Source organism: Allorhizobium sp. NPDC080224, assembly GCF_050281005.1.
Lineage (GTDB): Bacteria > Pseudomonadota > Alphaproteobacteria > Rhizobiales > Rhizobiaceae > Allorhizobium.
The window spans coordinates 2954889-2981647 of record NZ_JBNNWJ010000001.1; the positions used below are offsets into that span (position 1 = coordinate 2954889).

At 61.9% G+C, this 26759-nt stretch carries 20 protein-coding genes and 1 tRNA gene; 16 read left to right on the plus strand and 5 right to left on the minus strand.

Annotated features, from left to right (window positions below; genetic code table 11):
* The first annotated feature begins 122 nt into the window (after nucleotides 1-122).
* The gene (locus ACQKP1_RS14565) at nucleotides 123-1709 is read left to right on the plus strand and encodes a trimethylamine methyltransferase family protein (protein ID WP_427275803.1); all 1587 of its coding nucleotides are present in this window, start codon (nucleotides 123-125) and stop codon (nucleotides 1707-1709) included.
* Nucleotides 1710-1713: 4 nt separating this feature from the next.
* On the opposite strand, the gene ACQKP1_RS14570 is transcribed toward ACQKP1_RS14565, so the two are convergent.
* Nucleotides 1714-2391 carry a helix-turn-helix transcriptional regulator gene (locus tag ACQKP1_RS14570; RefSeq protein WP_427275804.1) on the minus strand — a complete coding sequence of 226 codons (678 nt, stop codon included), beginning with the start codon at nucleotides 2389-2391 and terminating at the stop codon, nucleotides 1714-1716.
* Nucleotides 2392-2475: 84 nt separating this feature from the next.
* Here ACQKP1_RS14570 and ACQKP1_RS14575 point away from each other — a divergent pair, with 84 nt between their 5' ends.
* Both ACQKP1_RS14575 and ACQKP1_RS14580 read left to right on the plus strand, forming a co-directional pair.
* Entirely contained in the window at nucleotides 2476-2787 is a 312-nt protein-coding gene (locus ACQKP1_RS14575; protein ID WP_427275805.1) for a hypothetical protein, read from the plus strand.
* Entirely contained in the window at nucleotides 2780-3922 is a 1143-nt protein-coding gene (locus ACQKP1_RS14580; protein WP_427275806.1) for a DNA alkylation repair protein, read from the plus strand. The genes ACQKP1_RS14575 and ACQKP1_RS14580 overlap by 8 nt, the downstream gene beginning before the upstream one ends.
* A gap of 58 nt (nucleotides 3923-3980) precedes the next feature.
* Here ACQKP1_RS14580 and ACQKP1_RS14585 read toward each other — a convergent pair whose 3' ends face one another.
* Nucleotides 3981-4253: a PepSY domain-containing protein gene (locus ACQKP1_RS14585; RefSeq protein WP_040299764.1), complete on the minus strand. Its 273-nt coding sequence runs from the start codon at nucleotides 4251-4253 to the stop codon at nucleotides 3981-3983.
* 466 nt (nucleotides 4254-4719) lie between these two features.
* Here ACQKP1_RS14585 and ACQKP1_RS14590 point away from each other — a divergent pair, with 466 nt between their 5' ends.
* Nucleotides 4720-6129 (plus strand): DEAD/DEAH box helicase, encoded by a 1410-nt coding sequence (locus tag ACQKP1_RS14590; protein ID WP_427275807.1) that lies wholly within the window; start codon nucleotides 4720-4722, stop codon nucleotides 6127-6129.
* Between the two features lie 64 nt (nucleotides 6130-6193).
* On the opposite strand, the gene ACQKP1_RS14595 is transcribed toward ACQKP1_RS14590, so the two are convergent.
* Nucleotides 6194-7090 carry a DMT family transporter gene (locus tag ACQKP1_RS14595; RefSeq protein ID WP_427275808.1) on the minus strand — a complete coding sequence of 299 codons (897 nt, stop codon included), beginning with the start codon at nucleotides 7088-7090 and terminating at the stop codon, nucleotides 6194-6196.
* Here ACQKP1_RS14595 and ACQKP1_RS14600 point away from each other — a divergent pair.
* The 5 genes from ACQKP1_RS14600 to ACQKP1_RS14620 all read left to right on the plus strand — a co-directional run bounded on the left by ACQKP1_RS14600 (nucleotide 7089) and on the right by ACQKP1_RS14620 (nucleotide 11276).
* Nucleotides 7089-7268 carry a hypothetical protein gene (locus tag ACQKP1_RS14600; RefSeq protein WP_427275809.1) on the plus strand — a complete coding sequence of 60 codons (180 nt, stop codon included), beginning with the start codon at nucleotides 7089-7091 and terminating at the stop codon, nucleotides 7266-7268. The genes ACQKP1_RS14595 and ACQKP1_RS14600 overlap by 2 nt on opposite strands.
* Nucleotides 7269-7474: 206 nt before the next feature.
* The gene (locus ACQKP1_RS14605) at nucleotides 7475-8884 is read left to right on the plus strand and encodes a circularly permuted type 2 ATP-grasp protein (protein ID WP_427275810.1); all 1410 of its coding nucleotides are present in this window, start codon (nucleotides 7475-7477) and stop codon (nucleotides 8882-8884) included.
* Between the two features lie 7 nt (nucleotides 8885-8891).
* Nucleotides 8892-9833 (plus strand): alpha-E domain-containing protein, encoded by a 942-nt coding sequence (locus ACQKP1_RS14610; protein WP_006725771.1) that lies wholly within the window; start codon nucleotides 8892-8894, stop codon nucleotides 9831-9833.
* Nucleotides 9834-9847: 14 nt separating this feature from the next.
* Complete coding sequence (locus ACQKP1_RS14615; protein WP_427275811.1) at nucleotides 9848-10669, plus strand: transglutaminase family protein; 822 nt, start codon at nucleotides 9848-9850, stop codon at nucleotides 10667-10669.
* A gap of 85 nt (nucleotides 10670-10754) precedes the next feature.
* Nucleotides 10755-11276 (plus strand): hypothetical protein, encoded by a 522-nt coding sequence (locus ACQKP1_RS14620; RefSeq protein ID WP_427275812.1) that lies wholly within the window; start codon nucleotides 10755-10757, stop codon nucleotides 11274-11276.
* A 3-nt stretch (nucleotides 11277-11279) separates the two neighbouring features.
* Here ACQKP1_RS14620 and ACQKP1_RS14625 read toward each other — a convergent pair whose 3' ends face one another.
* Complete coding sequence (locus ACQKP1_RS14625) at nucleotides 11280-11732, minus strand: MarR family winged helix-turn-helix transcriptional regulator (RefSeq protein WP_139330410.1); 453 nt, start codon at nucleotides 11730-11732, stop codon at nucleotides 11280-11282.
* 352 nt (nucleotides 11733-12084) lie between these two features.
* Here ACQKP1_RS14625 and ACQKP1_RS14630 point away from each other — a divergent pair.
* From ACQKP1_RS14630 to ACQKP1_RS14640, 3 genes are all read left to right on the plus strand, one after another.
* Nucleotides 12085-12161, plus strand: a tRNA-Arg gene (locus tag ACQKP1_RS14630).
* A 261-nt stretch (nucleotides 12162-12422) separates the two neighbouring features.
* Entirely contained in the window at nucleotides 12423-14159 is a 1737-nt protein-coding gene (locus ACQKP1_RS14635; protein WP_427275813.1) for an AMP-binding protein, read from the plus strand.
* A gap of 12 nt (nucleotides 14160-14171) precedes the next feature.
* Complete coding sequence (locus tag ACQKP1_RS14640) at nucleotides 14172-15071, plus strand: bile acid:sodium symporter family protein (protein WP_203017149.1); 900 nt, start codon at nucleotides 14172-14174, stop codon at nucleotides 15069-15071.
* A 257-nt stretch (nucleotides 15072-15328) separates the two neighbouring features.
* Here ACQKP1_RS14640 and ACQKP1_RS14645 read toward each other — a convergent pair whose 3' ends face one another.
* Nucleotides 15329-20464: a beta strand repeat-containing protein gene (locus ACQKP1_RS14645; RefSeq protein WP_427275814.1), complete on the minus strand. Its 5136-nt coding sequence runs from the start codon at nucleotides 20462-20464 to the stop codon at nucleotides 15329-15331.
* Between the two features lie 600 nt (nucleotides 20465-21064).
* Here ACQKP1_RS14645 and ACQKP1_RS14650 point away from each other — a divergent pair.
* The 4 genes from ACQKP1_RS14650 to galE all read left to right on the plus strand — a co-directional run bounded on the left by ACQKP1_RS14650 (nucleotide 21065) and on the right by galE (nucleotide 26678).
* Nucleotides 21065-23098 carry a glycosyl transferase gene (locus ACQKP1_RS14650; RefSeq protein WP_427276460.1) on the plus strand — a complete coding sequence of 678 codons (2034 nt, stop codon included), beginning with the start codon at nucleotides 21065-21067 and terminating at the stop codon, nucleotides 23096-23098.
* 52 nt (nucleotides 23099-23150) lie between these two features.
* Nucleotides 23151-24404: a hypothetical protein gene (locus ACQKP1_RS14655; protein WP_246753992.1), complete on the plus strand. Its 1254-nt coding sequence runs from the start codon at nucleotides 23151-23153 to the stop codon at nucleotides 24402-24404.
* Between the two features lie 113 nt (nucleotides 24405-24517).
* A complete protein-coding gene (gene glf, locus ACQKP1_RS14660; protein ID WP_427275815.1) occupies nucleotides 24518-25675 on the plus strand; it encodes a UDP-galactopyranose mutase in 1158 nt (385 codons plus the stop codon).
* A 13-nt stretch (nucleotides 25676-25688) separates the two neighbouring features.
* Nucleotides 25689-26678, plus strand: coding sequence for a UDP-glucose 4-epimerase GalE (galE, locus tag ACQKP1_RS14665; protein ID WP_427275816.1), 990 nt, complete (start codon nucleotides 25689-25691; stop codon nucleotides 26676-26678).
* Nucleotides 26679-26759: the final 81 nt, after the last annotated feature.

Here is a 26759-nt window from a genome sequence, read left to right on the forward strand (position 1 = left end):
GTCTCGGATCCCGTCATCGGCACCACTGTTCCAGATGAGCCGGTTTTTCGTCGCAAACGGCAATGCCTTTTCAGCCGCGAACCTGCGAGACTTGATGTCGAGATTGACACAATGGATCGACCATGAGCGACATTACGACCTCCGCCTTGTCCGAGACTGATACGTTATCCGTCGGCGGTGAACGCCGCCGACGAACTGGCGGTCGAGGCGCCGAACGCATCCGCACCGGTGCGGCCGGCACGTATCGCAATCTCGTCAATCGCCTCGCAAAGACGGAGCTCCTCGATCCGGTGGCGCTCGACGCGATGCATGAGGCCTCGCTCACCATCCTCGAAGAGATCGGCATGGACATCATGCTGCCCGAGGCCCGCTCAATCATGAAGGCGCATGGCGCTGACGTGACCGAAGGCTCGGAGCGCGTGCGCTTCGACCGTGACCTGATCATGGACATGATCGCGCCGGCCCCCCGCGAATTCCAGATGTTCGCCCGCAATCCAGAGCGGAACGTCAAGATGGGAGGCAACAACCTCGTCTTTGCCCAGATCGCATCCGCCCCCTTCGTCGCGGATCGCGAAGGCGGCCGCCGTGCCGGCAACCAGGAAGACTTCCGCAAGCTGGTCAAGCTTGCCCAGTGCTATGACGTGATCCACACGACAGGCGGCTATCCGGTCGAGCCGATCGACATCCACGCCTCCGTGCGCCACCTCGACTGCCTCTCCGACATGGTGAAGCTGACCGACAAGGTCTTCCACTGTTATTCGCTCGGCAAGCAGCGCAATCTTGACGCGATCGAGATCGCCCGCATCGGCCGCGGCGTCTCCATGGCGCAGATGGAGAGCGAACCCTCGCTCTTCACCATCATCAACTCGTCCTCGCCGCTGCGCCTCGATGGCCCCATGCTCCAGGGCATCATTGAAATGTCGTCCCGCGGCCAGGTCGTGGTGATGACGCCGTTTACGCTGGCCGGCGCCATGGCGCCCGTGACGATTGCCGGCGCCGTCGTCCAGCAGAATGCCGAAGCGCTCTGCGGCATCGCCTTCACCCAGATGGTCAAGCGCGGGGCGCCCGTCGTCTATGGCGGCTTCACCTCGAATGTCGACATGAAGACCGGCGCACCCGCCTTCGGCACGCCGGAATACATGAAGGCGGTCATTGTCGGTGGCCAGCTCGCCCGCCGCTACCGCATTCCCTACCGCACCTCCAACACCAATGCCGCCAACACGCTCGATGCCCAGGCAGCCTACGAATCCGCCTTTTCGCTCTGGGCACTGACACAAGGCGGCGGCAATTTCATCATGCATTCGGCCGGCTGGTCCGAGGGTGGCCTGACGGCATCCTTCGAAAAATTCATCCTGGACGTCGACATGCTGCAGATGGTTGCCGAATTCCTCACCCCCCTCGACGTCAGCCAGGATGCGCTGGCGCTCGACGCCGTCCGCGAAGTCGGCCCCGGCGGCCATTTCTTCGGCACGGCCCACACGCTCGCCCGCTATGAGAGCGCCTTCTATTCACCGATCCTCTCCGACTGGCGCAACTTCGAGACCTGGACTGAGGCCGGCCGCCCGACCACCTACGACCACGCCAACCGCATCTTCAAGGAGAAGCTGGCCTCTTACGAGCGTCCGCCGATCGATCCGGCCATCGAGGAAGAGCTCGACGCCTTTGTGGCGAAACGCAAGGCCGAAGGCGGGGTTGCGACGGATTTCTGATCAGTCAGGACAGCTGCTTCAAGTAAGCCTGATAGGTCTGATGCGGCTCAGGTTCGAAACGGTCCGGCATGACCTTCCAGTCCTCGACCCGGTCGAGGCGGAAATCGCGGAAGCCGGCGCGCATCTCGCACCAGGCGGTCATCACCCAGATCGCGCCAAAGGCGGCGAGCCCCAGCGGCCAGACGACGCGCTGGCTGCGCTCGCCGGGCAGCGAGTGATAGGCCACCCACACCTTGCGCTTGGCCGACAGCGCCGATCGGACATCGCCGAGGCAGGCAGGCACTTCCGGCTGGACCGTGGATCGGAAGGCATGGATCGGGGCGGAGATCAGGCGTTCGGCATGATCCTTCGGCAGCATGCCGAGCATCTTATCCTTCGCCTCCCGCGCCGCCTGGCCGAGCCTGGGATCGCCGAGCATTTCGACAGCGCGAAGCCCGAAGGCGAGCGCCTCAAGTTGCTCGAATGTGAAAGTGAGCGGCGGTGCGTCGAAAGCCTCGCGCAGCATGTAGCCCACCCCGCGTTCACCCTCGATCGGCGCGCCGGAGGCGATCAGGTGATCCATGTCGCGATAGATGGTGCGTGGTGCCACCTCCATCTTCTCGGCGATCTCGGCTGCGGTCATCGCGCGACCTGTCGCGCGCATCAGCTGGATGATCCGGAACAGGCGGTCGGCGGGGCGCATGCAGGCCTCCTTCGAAGGTAATGGCCAGAAGGTTGTCAGTTGCTCTGTGCTAGGTCAAGCCATCATCGTCAACGGGAGAGCCACATGACCACCAACACCATCATAGAAATCGCGGTCTGCACCGTAACCGACAAACCGGCCGCGGAAGAGGCTCGTCGTGCCGCCATGGCTGCGGTCAAGACCTATCCAGGCTTCGTCAGCTGGCGGCCGCTCAACTCCATGGATCAACGCGACATGATCGCCGACCTCGTCGAATGGGCCGACAAGCAAAGCGCCGACGCAGCAGCCGCAAAGGTTCAGGCAGATCCGGCCTTCGCACCTTACATGGCAGCGATCACGGGTGTTACGCTAATGCAGCACTTCGAGACGCAGGACACTATCCGAGACAATGGCTGAGCCGCTGAAACACCTGATCGGCCCAAACACCGCTCGCGACACGGCAGAGGCCGTGGCGCGGGCGAGTGAGACTTTCGATCGCGCCGCCTTCCTCGCTGACATCCTGCCGGTCATCGACGACCTGGAACTGATGCAACGTGGTCAATGCATTGCGGATGCGCTGCACCGCCATCTGCCGGACGATTTCGAGCAAGCAGCCTCCGTCCTGCATTCTTGCCTCCCAGGACCGGAACAGGGCGGCCTCAGCGGCTGGGCCCTCCTCTCCTTCAATCAGTATATTGCCGCCCATGGCCGCCGCGATCTCGTAACCTCCCTCGGCCTTCTGAAGGCACTGACGCCGCATTTCACCGGAGAATTCGGCATCCGCCCCTTCATTGCCGAAGAGCAAGACAGGGCCCTGGCGATTATCGCCGGCTGGGCAAACGACCCGAACCACCATGTCCGGCGACTTGCCAGCGAAGGCACCCGCCCCCGCCTCCCCTGGGCCATGCGACTACCGCGGCTGGTCCGGGAACCATCCCCGATCCTGCCAATCCTCGAAGCCCTGATTGACGACCCCGAGGATTATGTCCGCCGCTCGGTTGCCAACAGCCTGAACGACATCGCCAAGGATCACCCGGATCTGGTAGCAGACTTCGTTGAACGGCATAGGGCCGGCGCTTCCAAGGATCGGCTTTGGCTGCTCAAACACGCCTCGCGCACGCTCATCAAGAAGGGCCATGCCAAGGCGCTCGCCAATTTCGGCTTCGAGCCACTCTCCGATGTCACCGTGACACTGGCTCTTGCAAACGACCGCGTGAGCTTCCCCGGAGAGCTCGGCTTCGAGGTCCGGCTTCGCAACAATGGAATTGAGGTACGCACCGTTCTGGTCGATTACGCCATCCACCATCAGAAGAAGGACGGCTCGCTCTCGCCCAAGGTCTTCAAGGGCAAGAGTCTGACGATACGGCCCGGAGAAAGCCTGGCGTTCGCCAAGCGCCACACCTTACGGCCGATCACGACGCGGGTCTATCATCCTGGCGTTCACAGGCTGGAAGTCATGCTGAACGGCGTCGTTCAGGCCGGGGCAGATTTTGAGCTGACCGCCCCGCAAACACCGATGACAGGAAGCGGCGCAACCATTGAGACACGATAGAACGAGAGAGGCCCGCCGGAAGCGGGCCTCGAATAGATTGAGATAGCGGTCCTGCGCCTCAGTCGTTTTCGATCTTCAGCAATTCGCCCGAGACGGGATGGAAGGTCGCTTCGACACGCTGACCGTCGCGCATCCCCTTCACCTCATAGCAGCCGTCATCGACGGTGATCTCCTCGGCCCTGACATTCGCAGCCAGAGCCTTCTGCTCCATGTCCCCGAGCGACATCCGCGCATCAGCCGCCACATCCCGGCAGGACGGATCGTCATCGGCCTGAACGGATCCGATCGAAGCGGCGAGGATAAGGGCAGATGCGGCGAGAAGGGTCTTCATGGCTGTCTCCATTTGTCATTCATCGGGTGACGCAGTGCCGAAGGTTACAGATCGCGCCTGTCACCGAAGGCCGACCCAAAGCGGGCGTCGTCCTGTTGCAAACACCCGTCAACCGTATTTGTTCACCTCACGATTGCGGCAACGGATCCCGGAAACGGACGAACCGATGGCGTGCGAAGGACGGCGCCGAGGAGACTGTTTTGTGCATTGCACTTGACTTCTCAGGCAAAAGGGATCATTTGCAGGTCAGCTTTTACCTTCCGGCCGCCGCGTGAGCGTGCCCAGCGACAACTGAGACGCGACGAAGGATAAGGCGCATGACATCAGGGCGGACATTCCGCCGATGCGCTTGGAAAGCTTTTTTCCAACTTACAAGTTCCCAAATCACGCGGGGTTCTTGACGCCAATGCCAACCGGCTCGCGAAGAACGCGTTCCGGGGTTTGTGCATTTGGCGCCCCGAAAGGTATGACTTTGACAACTTTCGATGATCTTGGCCTCTCCAAGAATATCGTCGCGACGCTGACGACGCTTGGCTTCACGACCCCCACTCCGATCCAGGAGAAGGGTATCCCCGTCGTTCTCGGCGGTCGTGACCTGATCGGTCTCGCACAGACCGGCACCGGCAAGACAGCCGCTTTCGGCCTGCCGATGATCGAGATGCTCCTCAAGGATGAGAAGCGTCCCGACAACCGCACCACCCGTGCCCTCATTCTCGCTCCGACCCGCGAACTGGTGAACCAGATCGGCGACAACCTGCGCAGCTACCTGCGCCGCCTGCCGCTGAAGATCAACCAGGTCGTCGGTGGCGCCTCCATCGGCAAGCAGCAGCTGCAGCTCGAAAAGGGCACCGACATCCTCGTGGCCACGCCTGGCCGCCTGCTCGACCTGATCGCCCGCAACGCGATCTCGCTGCGCGCCGTGCGTTACCTCGTTCTCGACGAAGCCGACCAGATGCTCGACCTCGGCTTCATCCATGACCTGCGCAAGATCTCGAAGATGGTCCCGCCGAAGCGCCAGACCCTGCTCTTCTCGGCCACCATGCCGCCGTCGATCGCCGATCTCGCTGCAAGCTTCCTGACCGATCCGCTGAAGATCGCCGTCTCGCCTCCGGGCAAGGCTGCCGACAAGGTCGAACAGCACGTGCATTTCGTCGCCGGCCAGAACGCCAAGACGGAGATGCTCAAGAAGATCCTCAACGACAATCCGGATGGCCGCTCCATCGTCTTCCTGCGCACCAAGCATGGCGCGGAAAAGCTGATGAAGCATCTCGACGCCACCGGCTACTCGGTCGCCTCGATCCATGGCAACAAGAGCCAGGGCCAGCGCGAGCGGGCACTGAAGGGTTTCCGCGACGGCGAGATCAAGACACTGATCGCCACCGACGTTGCCGCCCGTGGCATCGACATTCCGGCCGTCTCCCACGTCTTCAACTACGATCTGCCGGAAGTGCCGGATGCCTATGTTCACCGCATCGGCCGTACGGCCCGTGCTGGCCGTGACGGCATCGCGATTGCATTCTGCGGTCCCGACGAAGGTCGCCTGCTGCGCGACGTCGAAAAGCTGATGGGCATCGACATTCCGGTCGCCTCTGGCGAGCCGCCGGCAAACCTCGCACGCCCGGCCCGTCCGCAGCGTCGCGCTGGCGGCGGTGGCGGCGGCAACAACCGCAACCACCAGGGTGGCCCCGGTCGTGGCAAGTCTGAAGGCGGCGCCAAGGCCGACGGTCGTCCGGCAAAGTCCGGTCACCGCAAGGGCGGCAATGGCGGCGGACAGAACCGCAACGCCAATGGCGGCCAGGGTCGTCCGGGCAATGGCAGCGGCCAAGGCCGTCCGGCCCGCTCCGGCACAGCCGGCGGACGCCGTCGCGAAGCCTGAGCCACGGTTTGAACCTGTTTGAATTTGAAATGGCGCGGTTCACACCGCGCCATTTTTCATAGCATCAGTCTTTGAGGATGACCGGCTCGACCGGGCTCTTGCGGTTGATCAGATAGACGCCGACCATAACCACTGAGGTGCCGATCATCATCGGCACGGTAAGCTCTTCACCGAAGGCGATCGCCGCCTCAAGTGCGGCAAGCGGCGGCACGAGATAGATGAGCGACGCTGCCTTCGACACGTCCCCGCGACGGATGAGGTAGAGCAGCAGCGCGACGGCCCCCATCGAGATGCCGACCACCGACCAGGCGAGCGTGGCGAAGAAACCGAGGCTCCAGTCGACACGCAGGTTTTCCATTGCGAGGGCCGCCGGAATGGTGACGATCAGCGCACCGACATATTGCAGCGTCGCGACCGACCGGAGGTCACCCTCTTTGACGAAACGCTTCTGGTAAAGCGTGCCGGCGGTCACGCAGGCCATGGCCAGCACGTTCACCGCAACCGCATAGGCCGGAATGCTCGAGGCATCGATGATCAACACCTTCGGCAAGACGGCAATTGCCACACCCAGGAAGCCGATGACCAGACCGACCCGCTGGCCGATATTGAGACTTTCCCCGATCAGATAAGCCGCGGCAATCCCGGTCATCAACGGCTGCAGCCCTGCAATGATTCCGGACAAGGCGGCCGGCACGCCCTGCCCGATCGCCCACCAAACCATGCCGAGATAGAGCCCGTGCAGGAACATGCCGGATACGATAGCATGCAGCCACCCGGATCGCTGCTTCGGCCAGGAAACGCCGCCCAGCCGACAGACCACATAGAAGAGAACGACGGCCGTGCCGTAGCGCACCACGAGGAAGGTCAGCGGATCGGCAAAGAATGTCGCGTATTTGGCGGAGATCCAGCCGGTCGACCACAGGAGAACGAAGAGGACGGGCGCAAGCCGGGCAAGGGTCATGGAAACGTATCTTTCTTGGACCGGATCGCAGCAGCCGGCGGAAAGCTTCGATACTGCGGCACCAGGCAACGGTCAAAAGAGTTTTCCTGCAGGCAGCTATGAATTCCGTTCAGGCACTTCTTTGCAAAAAATCTCTCAGGCCGGCATGCATGTTTTTTCGGCAAATCCGGCCGGATAATGCCTGCCGAATTTTACGATATGCCAAATCACGCGGGAGTAGAGCCACTGAGACCGGCAAAACAGTCGGGAACCTGCACAGGCTTTACGCGATTGCACCATTTTCTAGCAGATGCGGTCGTCTCTCTTTCTGCGAGCGGAGCCCGCGAACGACCTTGCATTGCCCAATTGGTTGTATTCAAATGAACAAAAAAGGGGATGGCGCCATTGGCATTTGATGAAATGATGACTGCGGACAACGATCCGCGCGCACCGTACCAGAACTACTTCGATTGGTATTCCAGCCAGGATCCGGCAAGGCTTCTGGCGAAGTCGCGAGATGCGGAAAACATCTTTCGCAGGACCGGCATCACCTTTGCCGTCTATGGTCATGCCGACAGCGCCGAAAAGCTGATACCTTTCGACATCATCCCGCGCATCATTTCCGGCCGTGAATGGCGCAAGCTGGCCCAGGGCATCGAACAGCGCGTGCTGGCCCTCAATGCCTTTCTCGACGACATCTATCACAAGCAGGAGATCATCAAGGCTGGCCGCATCCCGCGCGAGCTGATCGAGAAAAACGTCGCATTTCTGCCCGAGATGATCGGCTTTCGCCCGCCGGGCGGCGTTTACACCCACATCGTTGGCACCGACATCGTGCGAACAGGCGAGGACCAGTTCTACGTGCTGGAAGACAATGCCCGCACCCCGTCCGGCGTCTCCTACATGCTGGAGAACCGGGAAACCATGATGCAGATGTTCCCGGAACTCTTCCAGCTCAACAAGGTGCAACGCGTCGAGGACTATCCCTATCTTTTGCGCCAGTCGCTGGCCTCGCTCGCCCCGCCCGGCTGCAAGGGCAAGCCGCGCGTCGCAGTACTGACCCCCGGCATTTACAACTCGGCCTACTACGAGCACTCCTTCCTGGCCGACATGATGGGCGTGGAACTGGTCGAAGGCTCGGACCTGCGCGTCATCGACGGCAAGGTGAAGATGCGCACCACGCGTGGTTACGAGGCGATCGACGTGCTCTACCGCCGCGTCGACGACGACTTCCTCGATCCGCTCACCTTCCGGCCGGATTCTGCGCTCGGCATTCCCGGCATCATGGATGTCTACCGCGCCGGCAACATCACCATCGCCAATGCGCCAGGCACCGGCATTTCCGACGACAAGGCGATCTACTCCTACATGCCGGAGATCGTCGAATTCTACACCGGCCGCAAGGCACTGCTCGAGAACGTGCCGACCTGGCGCTGTTCGGAAGCCGACAGCCTGAAATACGTGCTCGAACATCTCGAAGAGCTCGTGGTCAAGGAAGTCCACGGCTCCGGCGGCTATGGCATGCTGGTCGGCCCGACGGCCACGAAGAAGGAGCGTGCCGATTTTGCCGACAAGCTGAAGGCGCGGCCCTCGAACTATATCGCCCAGCCGACGCTGTCGCTCTCGACGGTACCGATTCTCGTCAACAAGGGGATCGCGCCCCGCCACGTCGACCTTCGTCCCTATGTCCTCGTCTCCGACAAGGTGCAGATCATCCCCGGCGGTTTGACCCGCGTGGCCCTCAAACAGGGTTCGCTCGTGGTCAATTCCAGTCAGGGCGGCGGCACCAAGGACACCTGGGTACTGGAGGACTGACATGGTCATGCTCGGAAGAACTGCCAACGGTCTTTTCTGGATGTTCCGCTACATCGAGAGAGCCGAAAACATCGCCCGTCTAGTCGATGCGGGCCTCCGCATGTCGCTCACCCGCTCCGGCGCCTCGGACGAGGATTGGGACGCGGTCCTGAAAAGCGCCGACGTCCGCCCGCTCTTTGCCGAACGCCACGGCAAGGTGACGGCCTCTGATGCCATCGACTTCATGCTGCGCGACACTGCCAACCCATCGAGCGTCATGTCCTGCATCGACGCCGGCCGCAACAACGCCCGCATGGTGCGAACCGCGCTGACCCGCGAGACCTGGGAAGCGACCAACGAATGTTGGATCGAATTGAAGCAGATGCTCGCCCGCAAGCTGAAATCGGCCGACCTGCCCGAGGTCATCGATACCGTGAAGCGCCGCGCCGGTTTGATCCGCGGTGCCTTCCATGGCTCGATGCTCCGAAACGAGCTCTACAACTTCGCCCGCATCGGCACCTTCATCGAGCGGGCCGACAACACCAGCCGCATCCTGGACGTCAAGTATTACGTGCTCCTGCCGGCGATCACCCATGTCGGCTCCTCGCTCGACAACATGCAGTGGGAATCGATCCTGCGATCGGTCTCCGCCCATCGTTCCTATCGCTGGGTCTATGACGGGGAATACAAGGCGACCAACATCGCCGATTTCCTGATCCTCAGCGGTCAGATGCCGCGCTCGCTTGCCTATTGCTACGAGAAGATCGTCTCCAATCTCGGTTACATCGGCAAGGATTACGGCGAGCGCATCGCGGCACACGACACCGCCGACACGGTCTATGCCACCCTTCGGACGACCAGCATCGACCAGATCATGGATCAGGGGCTGCACGAGTTCCTCGACAATTTCATTGCCCTGAACAACAAGCTGGGCAGCGAGATCACCGAGGGCTACAGGTTCTACAGTTGAGCAGGATTGAGCGCATGCGTCTCCGGATTACCCATACCACCGAGTATCGCTACGACGATCCCGTTCAATATTCGCTGCAGCGCCTGCGACTGAGCCCACAGGATGGCCCGGGCCAGAAAGTGCTGTCGTGGAACATCGTCGTTGATGGCGCGAAGGTCGAAGCGGGCTTCAATGATCAGTTCGGCAACCACACCCACCTCGTCTCCACCGAAGGCGACAGCCACAGCGTGCACATCGTCGCTTCGGGCGAGATCGAGACGGAAGACCGGGCCGGCGTCTTCGGCCCGCATCAGGGCTATGTGCCACTCTGGCTCTATCTGCGGGATACGCCGCTTACCAAGCCAGGCAAGCTCATCCGCGAACTCGCACGCAGCCTTTCGGGCGACAACGAATTGGCGAAGATGCATGACCTGATGGGGAAACTCAACGCACAGATCGCCTATGAAACGGGAACGACCGGCACGGAAACCACGGCAGAGCAGGCGATGGAAGCTGGCCAAGGTGTCTGCCAGGACCATGCGCATGCCTTCATCAGCGCGGCACGGGTTTTGAGCCTGCCGGCCCGCTATGTCTCGGGCTATCTCCTGATGGACGACCGGATGGAGCAGACCGCGACCCATGCCTGGGCGGAGGTCTATCTGCAGGGCCTCGGCTGGGTGGGTTTCGACGCCGCCAACAACCACTGCCCCGACACCCGATACATCAGGATCGCGACAGGCCTGTCTTATGCGGATGCCGCCCCCGTATCCGGCATGCGCATCGGGCTCGCCGGAGAGGACCTGACGGTCAAGCTGATGGTCGAGTCGACGCAGAGCCAGAGCCAGTCCCAGAGCTGATCCTTCGCCGCCGGGCTGGCTCGGATCATACGACGCAAGCCCCGCACCACGTCGGCCTGTTCTCCTGCAGGGAAGGCGCGGCAAGGTGACCGCAGCGGAGGTCTTTGCACGCATGCTGTTTGGCAAGTCGCTCTTCCAGTCGGTCGTCGACCGGCTCGATGCCGAGGCGGAAGAAGCACCTCCGACAGAAGAGCCGACCTTCCGGATCAATGGCCTGTCAACGAGCTTCCTGCCAGACACGCCCGAGCAAGCGCCCACTCTTTCCGAACCGAGCGCAGATCCGAGGCTCGATGCCTATCTGTCCCTGATGTCCGACGAGATCCCGCCGGCAGAGCCTGAACCGCCTGCCGAACTCCTTGAGACCCTTCCTCCGCCACCACCGGTCTGGCTGCATCGGCTTTCTCCCGAGGAGGTCGTCGAAGATCTCGGCCTCGAGCCATCGGACGATCGCGAGCGACTTCAGGAACGCAGGCGGGCATTCGCCCGCGACAATCATCCGGACCGTCTGCCCGAAGATTTCCGCGAACAGGCAACAATCCGAATGAAAATCGCCAATCGCCTGATCGACGAGGCGATCAAGCGATATGATTTGGGATTTGGACGCTGACAATCAGTCGTAGAGGCGCCTGAGGAGACGGTTCACCGTATCGCGCTCGGCGACGCCGCCAAGTTGCTCGAGTACCCAGCGCTCGTGATCGATCCAGATCGGCATCAACTCTTCGAGATAGGCCTCGCCGGCGGGCGTCATGTAGAGCGACTGGACCCGGCGGTCGGTTTCCGACTTGCGACGCTCGATATAGCCCTTGTTTTCCAGACCATCGACGATCGCGACAAAATTCGCCCGCTGAATGCCGAGTGCCTCGGCGACTTCGCTCTGCTTGGCACCTTGGTTGTCGGTCAGAAGAAGCAGGACCGCAAAATCGGTCGGGCGAAGACCTTTCGAAGAAAAGGCTTCATTGAAATGCTGAAAAACGGCAAGCTGCGCCCGCCGCAGTCGATATCCCACAGCATCGTCCATGACTGAAAAGTCTAGCCCGGACGTGTTGGGTACCAATTCATCCATAGTAATTTCCGGCATTTCCCCGCCACTGTCATAATTGCCCCCTCGGGCGACCGCTGCCCCCGACAACGACCTTCCTGTAACGATACTAACTGTTTAAACCGCTGCCACAAGGGCACAACGGCAGCCGTCACGGTGTGAGCAGCAGATTTTGAACGTCTAACGTTCATTTCCCCAAGTTAGGTATCGGCTCCATCAGTTCCCGCGAACATTTGATCGACATTTGCCCACTTCGCTTCCGTCGCAGCCCCGCTCCGTTGATTTACCCCCAGCCGTCTACTGTTTTTCGGATTGATGCGCGCGAGCGACTGCGCTATGACCGCTTCTGGAACGGCGAGTCATATCGCCTTCGGATGCACCCGTAGCTCAGCTGGATAGAGTGTTGGATTCCGATTCCAAAGGTCACAGGTTCGAATCCTGTCGGGTGCGCCATTCTCTTGTTTATTCAATCCATCGAACGACAGTGGCTCCGACCGTGTTGCTGCCTCTGCACGTGTCTGCCCGATAACGCGGACGTGATGGGATTTCTCCGTTCAAGGCTTCACCCGACGCTCCATTGCTGTGCCAAGCCCCGGAAAACGCTGGACTTTGACTACGGAGAAATCCATCCTCCACACGTTAGAGGGAACCGGAATCGCATTTGCACCCGGCCCCTCGACGGTGAAGCGCCGGAGAGCGCGCGGGGGAGGAAACATGGAACATGCATTCACGCCGCCACGCCCGTGGCTGGCGGCTTACGGAACAGGCATCCCGCAGGAACTGGGCGACCTGCGCTATCGCAGCATCGCCGAACTGGTGGATCGGTCCTGCGCCGAAAACGGTCCGCGCAAGGCATTTACCTGCGTCGTGCCGAACGGCATGAATGGTAGCCTGACCTACGACCAGATCGGCGAGATGTCGGATGCCTTCGCGGCTTTCCTACACCATGATTGCGGCCTGCGCGCCGGCGACCGGGTCGCCGTGCAGCTGCCGAACGGCCTGCCCTATCCCTTGGTCGCCTTCGGCGTCTTCAAGGCCGGCTGCATTCTCGTCAACACCAACCCGCTCTACACGCCGAGCGAAATGATCCATCAGTTCAACGATTCCGGGGCCAAGGCGCTTGTCATCGTCGACATATTCGCCGACAAGCTGGCGGAAGTCGTGCCGAAGACGGGAATCAAGACCGTGGTTCTCGCCGGCGTGCCGGAATTCTTCCCCAAGCTGCCCGAGATCATCATTCGCGGTGTCCAGAAGGTCTGGAACAAGGTACTCCCGCCTATCCCGAACATCGGCGTTCCGATCCTGCGGATCAAGGAAGCGCTCGCCAAGGGAAGGAGCCACGGCGCCGACGTGAAGGCCATGTGGGCGGCCTCGGGCCCCGACGACCTCGCGCTTCTGCAATATACGGGTGGCACCACCGGCGTCGCCAAGGGCGCCATGCTCACGCATGGCAACATTTTGACCAATCTCGACCAGGTGCGTGCGGTCTCCGGCGGCGTGATGGCCCGCGAGGATCAGGTGCTGACGGCGCTTCCGCTCTATCACATCTTCGCCTTCACCGCGAACCTGATGACCTTCTTTGAACTCGGGGCGCGCAACATCCTGATCCCCTCGCCGCGCCCGGTCCAGAACCTTCAGCGGGCAATCGAGAACTACCCGATCACCTGGATCACCGGCGTCAACACGCTGTTCAACGGCCTGATGAACGAAGAATGGTTCGCAGCCTATCCGCCGAAGAAGTTGCGCGCGGCGATCGCCGGCGGCACGGCGCTGCACGAGGCAGTTGCAACCCGCTGGCGGGTGATGACGGGGACCCCGATCGCCGAAGGCTACGGGCTCAGCGAAACCTCACCGCTGGTGAGCTTCAATCCGCTGGATGATCGCGCCAAATCCGGCAGCATCGGCATTCCGGTGCCCGGCTGCGACGTCATTCTGGTGGATGGCGACGGCAAGCTGGTTCCATCGGGCGAGCCGGGAGAACTACTCGTGCGCGGCCGCCAAGTCATGCTCGGCTACTGGCAGCGTCCGGATGAAACGGCGACGGCCTTGCAAAACGGCTGGTTCGCGACCGGCGACATCGCCGTGATGGATGACCAGGGCTTCCTGAAGATCGTCGACCGCAAGAAGGATCTGGTCCTTGTCTCCGGCTTCAATGTCTATCCCAACGAGGTTGAGGACGCGTTCGCCAAGATGGATGCGGTGCTCGAAGCCGCCGTCGTCGCCATTCCCGACGCCAAGACCGGTGAAGCCGTACGTGCCTATGTCGTCAAGAACCCGGACCACGACGGCGAGCTCACAGAGGAGGCCATCCGCAATCACTGCAAGACCCTGCTCAGCGACTATAAGGTGCCGAAATCCATCGTCTTCCGGGACACGCTGCCAAAGACGCCCATCGGCAAGATCCTGCGCAAGGATCTGAAGGCCGAAGTGCAGAGCGAATTCAAGAAGTGAGGGGCAGCCACCATGTTGACGGAACTTGAAACCACACTTCTCGGCATCATGATGATGGTGATCATGCTCGGCATGGGCGCCTCCATGACCTGGCGCGACTTCTTCATCGCCTTTCGCAAGCCCAAGGGCATCCTGATCGGGCTGCTGAGCCAGTATCTGATCATGCCCTTCCTCGGATATGCCCTGGCACTCGCTCTCGGCCTGCCGGCCGGCATGGCGGCGGGCCTGATCCTGATCGCCTGCATGCCGGGCGGCACCACCAGCAACATCTTCGCCTATTTCTCCAAGGGCGTACTGGCGCTCTCGATCATGATGACGACTGTCTCGACACTCGTCGCGGTCGTCACCGTCCCCTTCCTGCTCAGCTTCTACAGCGGCCTCGCGGGCCTCGGGGGCGAATACGTGATCCCGGCCGGCAATGTCGCGCAGGTGCTCGTGGTGTTGCTCGTGCCGACCGTACTTGGCATGTTCCTGCGCAAGATGAACGCCAATGTCGGCGCCACGATCGAGATGATCGGCTCGCTGCTCGGCGTGGTCGTCATCCTCTTCCTGATCGGGTCCTGGGTGCCGCGCAATTACCAGATGCTGCTCGACACCCCCTTCCCCGTTTACATCGCGGCAGTCGGGATCGGCCTGACGGGCATGCTGCTCGGCTATTGGCTTGCCCGGGCGCTCCGCCAGGACAGCAACCGTGCCCGCACCATCAGCCTGGAAACCGGCATCCAGAACGGGCCGCTCGCGGCACTCATCGTGACACTCTCCTTCACAGGCATTCAGCAGCAGGAGGTTCTGTTCATCCCGATCCTCTACAGCCTCTTCATCGTCATCACCTCGTCCTTCATCACCATGTGGTATCGACGAAGCGCAACAGCCGAGGCTCTGGCCCGCGATGCCGCGAAGGTGAGGGTCTGACGGCAGCAAGGCTGATGGGGACACCACCCGGCAGCTATTGTAGTCCCCTTGCCATCGGATCGAGCCCGCCAGCTTCCAAGTTGGCGGGCTTTTCCGTGGCGAGTCTCTGCCTACACCGGGATCCCGATGCAGACATCCTCACTCAAGGTCGACCTCTGCACGAGACGAACACGTCATGCCCCAAACGAAAAGCCCCACCGCAATGGGTGGGGCTCTTCAAACGATCGGTGGGAAGAGGCGGCGAGCGCCTCCCTTGATCAGAGCGACTGGTAGGCTGCGATGACAGCAGCGATCTGATCGTCTTTCAATGCCTGGATCTGTGCAGACGTCAGGGCCCGCAGCTGATCGCTGGTCAGATCATCGATGTCCTGCGTGGAGAGACCAGCAAGAGCTGCCGTGTTGATCGCGGCAATGTCGGCGGTCGAGAACTCGGCCAGATCTTCGCTCGACAGGGCGCTGATGCCAGCCGAATTCAGAGCCGCCACCTGCGCCGGTGTCAGCGCTTCGATCTGGTCCGTGGTCATCGCCACCAGCTGGTCGGTAGAGAGGGCCGCAATGGCGCGGGTGCTCAATGCCATCACCTGGTCGGTGCTGAACGAGGCCAGATTCTCGGCCGAAAGCGAGCGGATCTGGCTCGAGGTCAGTGCTGCGATCTGGCCGGTGGAGAGCCCGTCAATCTGATCAGAATTCAGCACACCCACCTGGGCAGAGCTGATCGCAGCCACCTGAGCGGCGCTGAGGCCGGTCAGCTGAGCCGAGGTCAGTTCGGCGAAGTTGGCGGTCGACAAGGCCGCAATGGTCCGCGTGCTCAGAGCCCCGAGTTCAGCCGACGAGAAGGTCGCCATGTCCTCGGTTTCGAGACCGCCGATCGCTGCGGTGCTCAGCGATGCCAGCTGGGCGGACGACAAGACGTCGATCTGGTCGGTCGAGAGTGCCCTCACCTGGCCCGAGCTCAGGCTTGCGAAGATACGGGTTCCGAGTGCCGCAATCTGTTCCGTCGAGAAGGAAGCCAGATTGTCGGTCGACATCGCGGCGATCTGAGCGGTCGTCAGCGCACCTGCCTGCCCTGTCGTCAGACCATCGATGTCGTCAGTGGTCAGGACCCCGATCTGGGCAGTCGTCAGGGCGGCCACCTGAGCGGTGGTCATCCCGGCGAGCTGCGTCGAGTCGAGGGCTGCGAAGTTCTCGGTGGACAGGGCAGCCAGAGCCCGAGTGTTAAGAGCGGCGAGATCCGTCGGTGCGAATGTCGCGATATCCTCGGTCGTCAGACCGGCGACACCGGCGGAGCTGATTGCCCCGATCTGTGCCGTCGATAGGTAGTCGAACTGGCCAGACGTCATGGCTCCGATCTGCGCCGAGTTCAGGCTGGCAACGCCCGAGGTCGACAGACCCGGAAGCTGTAGAGACGTCAGTGCAGCCAGCGCGCCAGTCGACAGAGCCGCAACCTGCCTGGAGTTCAGGGAAGCGATCTGGCTCGAGGAGAGACCGGCGATCGTATCGCTGGTCAGCAGCGATACCTGAGTAGTGGTCAGCGACGCCAGCTGGTCGCTTGTCAGACCCGAGAGCTGGGTAGAGGTGAGAGCCACGAAGTTGTCGGTGCTGAGAGCTGCAATGGTGCGGCTCTGCAGGACGGCAATTTCCGAGGAGTCGAGGGTTGCAAGGTCATCAGTGCCAAGACCGGCGACCGCAGCAGAGCTGATCTGGGCAAGCTGGGCAGTCGACAAGGCCGCGAACTGAGCCGTATCGAGTGCTCCGATCTGGGCCGAGCTCAGCGCGCCAACCGATCGGCTAGAGATCGCCGCGACCTGCTCAGTATCGAGACCAGCGATCGCACCTGTCGACAGGCCGGAGATCGCGGCGGAGCTGATCACCCCGATCTCGGCAGCCGTGAAGGTGGCGATGTCAGCGGATGACAGGGCAGCGAGGTCGGCCGAGCTGAGCGCCATGATCTGACCCGAAGTCAGGGCTTCCACCTGATCCGTGCTCATAGCATCCAGCTGCTCGGAAGTCAGGGCGCCGATGGCTCTGGAGTTAAGGGCAGCCACCTGATCGGTCGACAGCGAAGCGATGTTATCGGTCGACAGCGCAAGGATCTGAGTGGAGCTCAGAGCAGCAACCTGGGTCGAAGACAGACCGTCGAGCTGGTCGGAGTCGAGGACAGCGAGCTGGTTCGTCGTCAAGGCGGCGATCTGGCCCGTTGTCAGGCCAGTCAGCTGCAGCGAGTTGAGGGCAGCAATGTTGTCCGTCGACAGCGCAGCCAGGGTGCGAGAGTTCAGAGCCGCCAGATCGCTCGATTCGAAGGCTGCAACGTCCTCGGTTGCAAGGCCGGCAACCGCTGCGGATGTCAGGGCGGCAAGCTGGCTTGTCGTCAGCACACCGATCTGGTCGGAAGACAGGGCAGCGATGGCCTCCGAGCCGAGGGCGCCGACAGCGCGGCTGCTGATCGAAGCCACCTGGGCCGTGTCAAGCGATGCCAGGGCATCGGTGGTGAGCGCCTTGACCTGCGAGCTGGAGAGCATCGCGATGAGGGCCGTCGTTATCCCATCGAGCTGATCACTGACCAGGCTCTCGATCTGGCCGGTGGTCAGAGCGGTGACCTGACCAGTCGTGAGACCGGCCAACTGGGTTGAGTCGAGCAGTGCAAAGTTGCTGGTGCTGAGTGCTGCCAGAGTTCTGGAGTTCAGCGCACTAAGTTCCGCAGACGTCAGGGTGCCGATAGCCGAGCTGTCGAGACCGACGATCGCCGCAGATGTCAGGGCCGCAAGCTGAGCGGTTCCAAGTGCGGCGAACTGGTCGGAGTCGAGCGCACCAAGTTGGGTGGAGGACAGGCTTGCGATGGCACGTGTATTGAGAGCGCCGACCTGTTCCGTCGTGAAGGAAGCAATCGCGTCAGCGTCGAGGGCGCGAAGCTGGGCGCTGCTCAGTGTCGCGATCTGGGTGGCCGTCAGACCGTCAATCTGATCGGTGGAGAGGATGCCGACCTGCGTGGAGGTCAGCGCAGCCATCTGCGCGGTCGTGAGACCTGCGATCTGGTCAGAGCTGATCAGCGCCAGGTTGTCGGTCGAGAGCGCGGCAATTGCACGAGAATTCAGGACAGCGAGTTCTGTCGAAGTGAGGGTGCCGATGGCATCGGAGTTGAGGCCGCGGATTGCTGCAGACGAGAGGACGGCCAGCTGTCCGGTTCCGAGAACCGCAAACTGGTCCGAAGTCAAAACGTTAAGCTGTTCAGACTTAATCGCAGCGAGGGCTCGGGTGTTCAGAGCACCGATCTGGTCGGTGGTCATCGACGCGATGCCAGCCGTGTTGATGGCGGTGAGCTGAGAAGAGGAGAATGTCGCGACCTGCGCCGTGGTCAAGCCGTCGATCTGATCGGTCGTCAGCGAACCGACCAGGACCGTCGAGAGTGCTGCGATCTGCGCGGTCGTCAGACCGATGATCTGGTCCGAACCCAGGGTGGCGAAGTTGGCGCTCGACAAAGCGGCCAGCGAACGCGACTGCAAGGCAGCGAGTTCGGTGGAGGAGAAGGTGGCCACATCCTCTGCTTCGAGGGCGGCAACGGCAACCGAGGTCAGCGCTCCGAGCTGGCCGATCGACAGTGCGGCGATCTGGTCCGAGGTCATGGCGGCAACCTGGGCTGCAGAGAGTGCAGCCACGGCGCGGGTGTTCATCGCAGCGATCAGATCAGTCGAAAGCTCGCCGATCACGTCGGTCGAGATGCCGCGGATGGCGGTCGAGCTGATGACCGAAAATTCGGCTGTGGTGAAGGTATTGATGTCTTCAGATGAAAGGGCCAGCAGGTCAGTCGAGGAAAGCGCGGCAATCTGCGCCGATCCAAGGGCTTCGATCTGATCACTCGTCATGGCGGTGAGCTGGGCCGCCGTCAGGGCGCCAACCGCGCGGCTGCTGAGCGCAGCGACCTGCTCGGTGGAGAGAGACACCACATTGTCCGTACCGAGCGCGATGACCTGGGCGGAGCTCAGGGCACCGACCTGGGAGGCGCTGAGGCCGTCAAGCTGAGCACTGTCGAGTACAGCCACCTGCGCCGTTGTCAGTGAGGCGATCTGCCCGGTCGAAAGGGCGGTGAGCTGCTCGGATGTGAGGCTCGCGATGTTTTCGGTGGAGAGAGCAGCAAGCGCACGGGAATTGAGTGCGGCGAGTTCCGTCGAGGTGAAGGTTGCAAGATCTTCCGTCTCCAGCCCCTTGACGGCGGCGGAGCTGAGCGAAGCGAGCTGCAACGTGGAGAGAGCAGCGACCTGGTCGCTGCTCAGTGCGGCCACCTTGGCGGAGTTGAGGACACCGATCGCACGGCTGCTGAGCGCACCGACCTGATCGGTCGAGAACGAGGCCAGCGTGTCCGCGGTCAGTGCGTTCATCTGGGCGCTGGTCAGGCCAGCAATCTGGCCGGGCGTGAGGCCATCAACCTGATCGGAGCTCAGCACGCCAATCTGTGCTGCCGTCAGTCCGGCGATCTTCGCTGAGGTCAGGCCGACCAGCTGGTCGGATCCCAGAGCCGCGAAGTTCGTCGTCGAAAGGGCGGCAAGCGTTCTGGTGCTCAGGGCAGCCACACCGTCCGAGCTGAGCGCGGCAACGTCGTCCGTGCCGAGGCCGGCGACCGCCGTCGAGGTGAGCGAAGCAAGCTGACCGGTGGTGAGAACGCCGATCTGATCGGTCGAAAGCGCCGCGACCTGGGTCGACTTCAGCACCGACAGGGCCCGGCTGTTCAGGGCGACGATTTGGTCGGTGGAGAAGGAGGCGAGGGCATCGGTAGAAAGAGCGGCAATCTGGCGCGAGTTGAGGGCCGAGATCTGCGATGCGTCCAGGCCGTCGATCTGATCCGACGTCAGCGTTGCGATGGCAGCGGTCGAAAGCGCGGCGATCTGGCCGGAGGTCAGGCCGGAAAGCTGGGCGGAGTCGAGAGTGGCAAAGTTGGCGGTAGAGAGGCCGCTGAGAGCGCGGGTACTGATGACGGCGAGTTCGGCCGAGGTCAGCGTCGCGATATCGTCAGTCTGGAGACCGGAAAGAGCGGCGCTGCTCAGCGAAGCGAGCTGGCCTGTGGTCAGGGCAGCGAACTGCTCCGATGTCAGGGCGGTCATCTGCGTAGATGTCAGCGCACCCAGCTGACGGCTGCTCAGGGCAGTCATCTTGGCGCTGTCGATGACGGACAGCTGGTCCACCGTCAGGCCGCGGATGGCGACACTGGAGATCGCACCGAGCTGGGTGGCGTCGAGCTGGTCGAAATCCTCGGTCTGGAAGGCGGAAATCTGTTTGGACGAAAGCGCAGCGACCTGAGCGGAGCTCAGCGCAGCAACGTCGTCGCTCGTGAAGGAAGCGATGGTCGCCGTAGACAGCGACTTGATCTGGGTGATGCTCAGAGAAGAGATAATCGAGGTCATTTGACGCGCGCCTTCAACGTTAGCGATTGGCCGTTGCATTCCTTTGCCACCGGTCGGGGGAGCACTTCGGGTGCCTCACCGCGCGACCCAGGGAGCATCCTGCGCCCTGAATGGCCACAATCCGAACGCAAGCGCAGATCGATCGCGCTTACCGTGCGGTGTCCTTACGGACGAAAGTTTTTAAGTGGAACATGGCTCGACCGAGCCTGGCGTTGGAGAGGGCATCATGCATGCAGAGTTGATCTCTGCTTCCCACACCTTTTGGAAGGTCTACCCCCGGACCCGGGAGACGACCTTGCCTCATCTTTCCGCAAACACAAAAATACGATGAGACGAGTCTTGCCCAGATGATTAGGGCGCACAGTCTAATTTTCTATTAACAGTCGCCCCCGGAACTCACCTGTCTATTCTTGGCAGAAAGCTACGACGGCACCTCTTAACCTCGGATGCTATCGCCAATGGCGAGTGATTTGGCAAGTCCTAAGATAAGGCGGACTGCGACCACGCAAGCCCAAAGCAAGCTAAGCTGATTAGGAGTTTTTTACACGCCGCTCAGCGGGAACGAAACCCGGCCCCGTGCCGATGAGAGATGTCATGTCGATGGTGATACATACCGCATTCGCCCCGGAGCAGAACGCCCAGCTCGCAACGGCTCTGGAAAAGTCGAGACGCCAGCAGCTTTCGCTGCTCGACGCCCTGCAGCTGGCGGAACGGTGGTCGGCAGCCGGGCAGTTCGCCCTTGCGGCCGAACTCTACAAGACATGGACGGCGTTCAATGATCAAAGCCCGCTGCTTCACCTCGCCTTCTTCAACTATTCTGTAACGCTCAAGCAACTCGGCGACTCGGCGGGCGCGATCAACGCGTTGAAAGCGGCGCTGAAGGCGCAGCCGATGATGGGCCAGGCGCACATCAATCTTGGCCGAACCTACGAGGATTGCGGTCTGGGCGCCCAGGCGATCCAGCAGTGGCGGAGCTACGTGGACTCGACCGCCGAAATCACCCCCGACAAATCGGTTCATCGTCTGATGGCCCTGCAGCATATCGGCCGCGTCATGGAAGGCGCCGGCCTTCTGGAGGATGCCGAGATCGCGCTCTGGCAGGCAATCGAACTGCGTCCCGACAAACCTGAAGCAGGCCAGCACTGGATCTCGGTCCGCCAGCACCAGTGCAAGTGGCCGGTCGTCCAGGGATCGGAATATGTGACGAAGCGGCAGATGCTGGATTCCATCTCGCCGCTGCCGCTTGCCTGCTATGCCGACGATCCGCTCTACCAGATGGCCAAGGCCCATCGTTACTTCAAGATGCTCGCCGGCCGCCCGGATGCAGCCCATCTCAACAAGCCGGTTCCGCGCAAGAAGGTCGGTACCGGCCAGCGTTTGCGCATCGGTTACGTCTCCTCCGACCTGCGCGACCATGCTGTTGGCTTCGCTTTGAGCGAAGTTCTCGAACTGCACGACAAGACATCTGTCGAAGTCTATGCCTATTACATCGGCGAGCCGCGCACCAATGATGCCACACAAAACCGGATGAAGGCCGTCATCGATGTCTGGCGCGACATCACCGCACTTTCGGACCTCGACGCCGCCCGGCAGATCATGACCGACGAGATCGACGTCCTCATCGACGTCAACGGCTATACCAAGCTCGCCCGCACGAAGATCTTTTCCTACCGCCCTGCCCCGGTCATCGTGAACTTCTGCGGCTATCCCGGCACCATGGCGAGCCCAGTACATCAATACATCATTGCCGACGAGCAGATCATTCCGCCCGGCAACGAACTCTACTACACCGAAAAGGTGCTCCACATTCCCTGCAACCAGCCGGTCGACCGCAAGCGCGCGATCGGACCGCGCCCGACACGCAGCGAGGTCGGCTTGCCGGAAGACGCCTTCGTCTTCGCCTGCTTCAACGGCATGCAGAAGATCACGGGCCCGATGTTTGCCCGCTGGATGGCCATCCTGACTGCGACCCCCGGCAGTATTCTCTGGCTGCTCGGTGGCTCCGATGCCGTCAATCAGAGACTGCGCGACCTCGCGAAGTCCGCAGGTGTCGACCCGGCTCGCCTCTACTTCGCCTCCAAGGTGCCGAACCCGAACCATCTGGCCCGTATCGCAATTGCCGACCTCTTCCTCGACACTTTCCCTTACGGCGCCCATTCGACCGCTTCGGATGCTCTGACCATGGGTCTCCCCGTGCTGACGCTCCCGGGCAAAAGCTTCGCCTCGCGCTTCTGCAGCAGCATCGTCAAATCGGCTGGGATTCCCGAACTGATCTGCACAAGCCCTGACGACTACGTCCGCAAGGCAGTGGCGCTGGCGAACGACAAGACGGAACTGGCACGGATCCGCAGCTCTCTGCAGGCCCAGCGCGAAACCTGCGCGCTCCGGGACATTCCCCGCCTCGTCCGCCGGCTGGAAGAACTCTACTGGCAGATGCAGGGCGAGCGCGAGCGCGGCGAGACCCCGGTTCCGGATCTCACCAACATGGAGATGTATTACGAAATCGGCTCCGAAGTGATGATGACCGAAGTCGAGTTCGAAGACGAAGAGGCCTATCGCAAGCGCTATCGCGACCGCATCTCCGCCTGGCACGATTTCCACCCCGTCCCGACCGACACACGTCTGTGGACGTAACGGCAGTGACGAAAGACTGCGGGCAAAGACCGAACTGGGCTGGGAGAGAATTGTGGCGCCTGTAATACTTGTGACCTTTGCCGGCCGGGAACACCGGATGCAGATCCTCAACAGCTATGTCCGCAAGGCCATGGCGGACGGTCTGATCGACGAATGGCATATCTGGGACTTCACCCGCGCGGCTGCCGATCACCAATGGGTCACGCGTGAGTTTGGCCCGCTCCGCTTCATGGGCGACGCCGTTGGCTACCATGCCTGCGGGACCGTCTCCGCACGGTCTCCGCTGCGGCTCGATGCCAGGATCAACAACGACCTGCATCTGGCGATCTTGCCAAAGCATGACCCGGACAATTTCTACGAGGTCGTCATTGGCGGCTGGAACAATCAGCAGTCCGTCATTCGCAAGGCGCCGCGCGCGCGGCTCAATGATGCCGACCGAGGTGACGCCCCGACTGTCTGGGCGAAGCTGACCCCGAGCGTGCTGTCGCCCGGCAGGGCAAACGAGGTCATCGTCTCCACCGACCACTCAGGAACACCCGAACTGATGGTCAACGGCGTCTTGCTCGGTAGCTGGCCGGACATCGCCCTGCCTGCTGGGGCCGACGTCATGGTCCGCGGCGGCTGGGGGGCCACGCTCGAACTCTGCCATGTCGACGCGCCAGTGCGCCGATACGTCGGCAACCCCGGCGAACAGATGCCCTATTTCCAAGCCTATCAGTATTACGCCCGCCGTCTGGCCGATTTCGCTGACGCACTCTTCCTGAAATGCGACGACGACATCGTCTACCTGGATCTCGACGGCCTCGCAGGCTTCATCGACCACCGTCGCAAGAACCCGCATTACTTCGTGACCTCGGCGAATGTCGTCAACAATGGCGTCTGCGCCTACTTCCAGCAGGCCTCGGGAGCGCTCCCCGCCTCGCTCGGCCATTTCGAGCGTCCACCGGGCGGCTTTGGCGGCACCCTTTGGACCGATCCGGACAAGGCAAACAAGCTGCATGACTTCTTCCTGGCATCGCCGGAGAAAGAGTTGCCGCTGCCGTCGAAGGTCGTCGACTGGCAGGAGCGCCAGTCGATCAACTTCATTGCCTGGCTCGGCCGCGACCTGCAGCATATGGCGCTCGCCAAGGGCGATGACGAGAAGATGCTGACCGTCGACCTACCGGCCTTCCTCGAACGCCCGACATGCATCTACTCTGACTTTACCGTCAGCCATCTGAGCTTCGGACCACAGGAGACCGGCGTCGACGTCAACCGGCTGATCGCCGCCTATGACAAGCTCATGCGCGAGAAGCTGTCAGCCTGAGTAATTCATGATTCGACCGGCGGGCAACCGCCGGTCTCTCTGCAATTAGGCGAGATGCGGCAGGCCGTGAGGCTGGAACCGCACCGCCCCGAAAATCGAGGAACACCCACCGGATGGCACAGGGTCAGAAAATCGGCATCGTCGGCGCGGGCCTGTCCGGCGCGGTCATCGCACGGGAACTGGCGGAAGCCGGCTACGAGGTCGAGGTCTTCGACACGCGTCCGCATATCGGCGGCAACTGCCACACCGAGCGCGATGCGGAAACGGGCGTCATGATGCACATCTACGGCCCCCACATCTTCCACACTGACGACGCGGAAGTCTGGGACTATGTGAACAGCTACCAGACCTTCCTGCCCTACAAGAACCGGGTGAAGACCACGAGCCAGGGCCAGGTCTATTCGCTGCCGGTCAACCTGCACACGATCAACCAGTTTTTCGGCAAGACCTTCCGCCCGGAAGAGGCGCGCGCCTTCATCGAGGAACAGGCCGACAAGACGATCACCGACCCGCAGACCTTCGAGGAACAGGCGCTCCGCTTCGTCGGCCGCGACCTCTATGAAGCCTTCTTCAAAGGCTACACCGAAAAGCAGTGGGGTTGCTCGCCCACCGACCTGCCGGCCTCGATCCTGAAGCGCCTGCCCGTGCGCTTCAACTATGATGACAACTACTTCTTTCACAAATTCCAGGGCATGCCGGAAAACGGCTACACCGACATGATCGAAAAGATCTTCGATCATCCGAAGATCAAGGTGACGCTCGGCCAGCATTTCGACCCGCGCGCGCCGCATGATTATGCACACCTCTTCTATTCCGGTCCGCTCGACGGCTATTTCGCCTATGAGTTCGGCCGCCTCGGCTATCGCACGCTGGATTTCGAGCGCTTCACCTATCAGGGCGACTATCAGGGCTGCGCCGTGATGAACTACGGCGACGCCTCGGTGCCTTACACCCGCATCACCGAGCACAAGCATTTCTCGCCCTGGGAAAGCCACGAGGGATCGGTCTGCTACCGCGAGTTCTCCCGCGCCTGCGGCGAGGACGACATACCCTACTATCCGATCCGTCTCGTCGAGGAGAAGGCGCAACTGGCAGATTACGTCGCCCGCGCCAACGAGGAGAAGGCCGTCACCTTCGTCGGCCGCCTTGCCACCTACCGCTATCTCGATATGGATGTAACGATCCGAGAAGCGCTTGATACCGCTCGCCTCTTCCTCGCCAAATCGAAGGAAGAGGCAGCCATGCCGGCCTTCGTCCATGCACCGCTCTGATCAGAGAATGACCATGACTGCCACCCCCATCCTCGTTGTCGGCGGCGCCGGCTATATCGGCTCGCACACCTGCCTCGCGCTCTCCGAGCGCGGCTATCTGCCTGTTGTCTACGACAACTTCACCTCGGGCCATCCGGAATTCGTCAAATGGGGCCCGGCCGAACAGGGCGACATCCGGGACAAGGCGCGGCTGAAGGAAGTGCTTGCCAAATACCAGCCAAAAGCAGCCATGCATTTCGCAGGCCTGATCGAGGTCGGCCAGTCCTTCAAGGAGCCGGAGCACTTCTACGACGTCAACGTCTCGGGCACGCTCAGCCTCCTGCGGGCCTTGAGCGAAGCCGATATCCGCAACTTTGTCTTCTCCTCGACCTGCGCCACCTATGGCGCACCGGAATATCTGCCGCTGGACGAAAAGCACGGCCAGAAGCCGATCAATCCTTACGGTCGCACCAAGCATATCGTCGAACAGGCGCTGGGTGACCTGAACCTCTGCGGCCGTATGCGCTCGGTCATGCTGCGTTACTTCAACGCCGCCGGCGCCGATTTCGAGGGCCGGATCGGCGAATGGCACTCGCCCGAAACTCACGCCATTCCGCTCGCGATCGAGACGGCTCTGGGACGGCGAGAGTTCTTCTCGATCTTCGGCGAGGACTACGACACCCGCGACGGCACCTGCATCCGTGACTACATCCACGTCAACGATCTTGCCGACGCCCATGTCCGTGCCGTTGAATACCTGCTGAACGGCGGCGAGACGATTGCCATCAATCTCGGCACCGGCAACGGCACCACCGTCAAGGAACTGATTACTGCCATCGAGACGGTCTCCGGCCGTCCGATGCCGATCAAGCGCACCGAGCGCCGCCCGGGCGATCCACCTGGCCTCGTCGCCAGCAACGCTCTTGCCCGCGAAGTTCTCGGCTGGGATCCCAAGCACGGTATCGACGACATCATCCGCTCTGCCTGGAAGTGGCATTCGACTTTCAACGGTCATTCCGACTGAGCACAACTACCCGGCGATCGGACTTTCCCTAAAAAGGCGCGTGAACGGCCGGTACCGCTGGCTGGAGCCCCTTGACGAGCC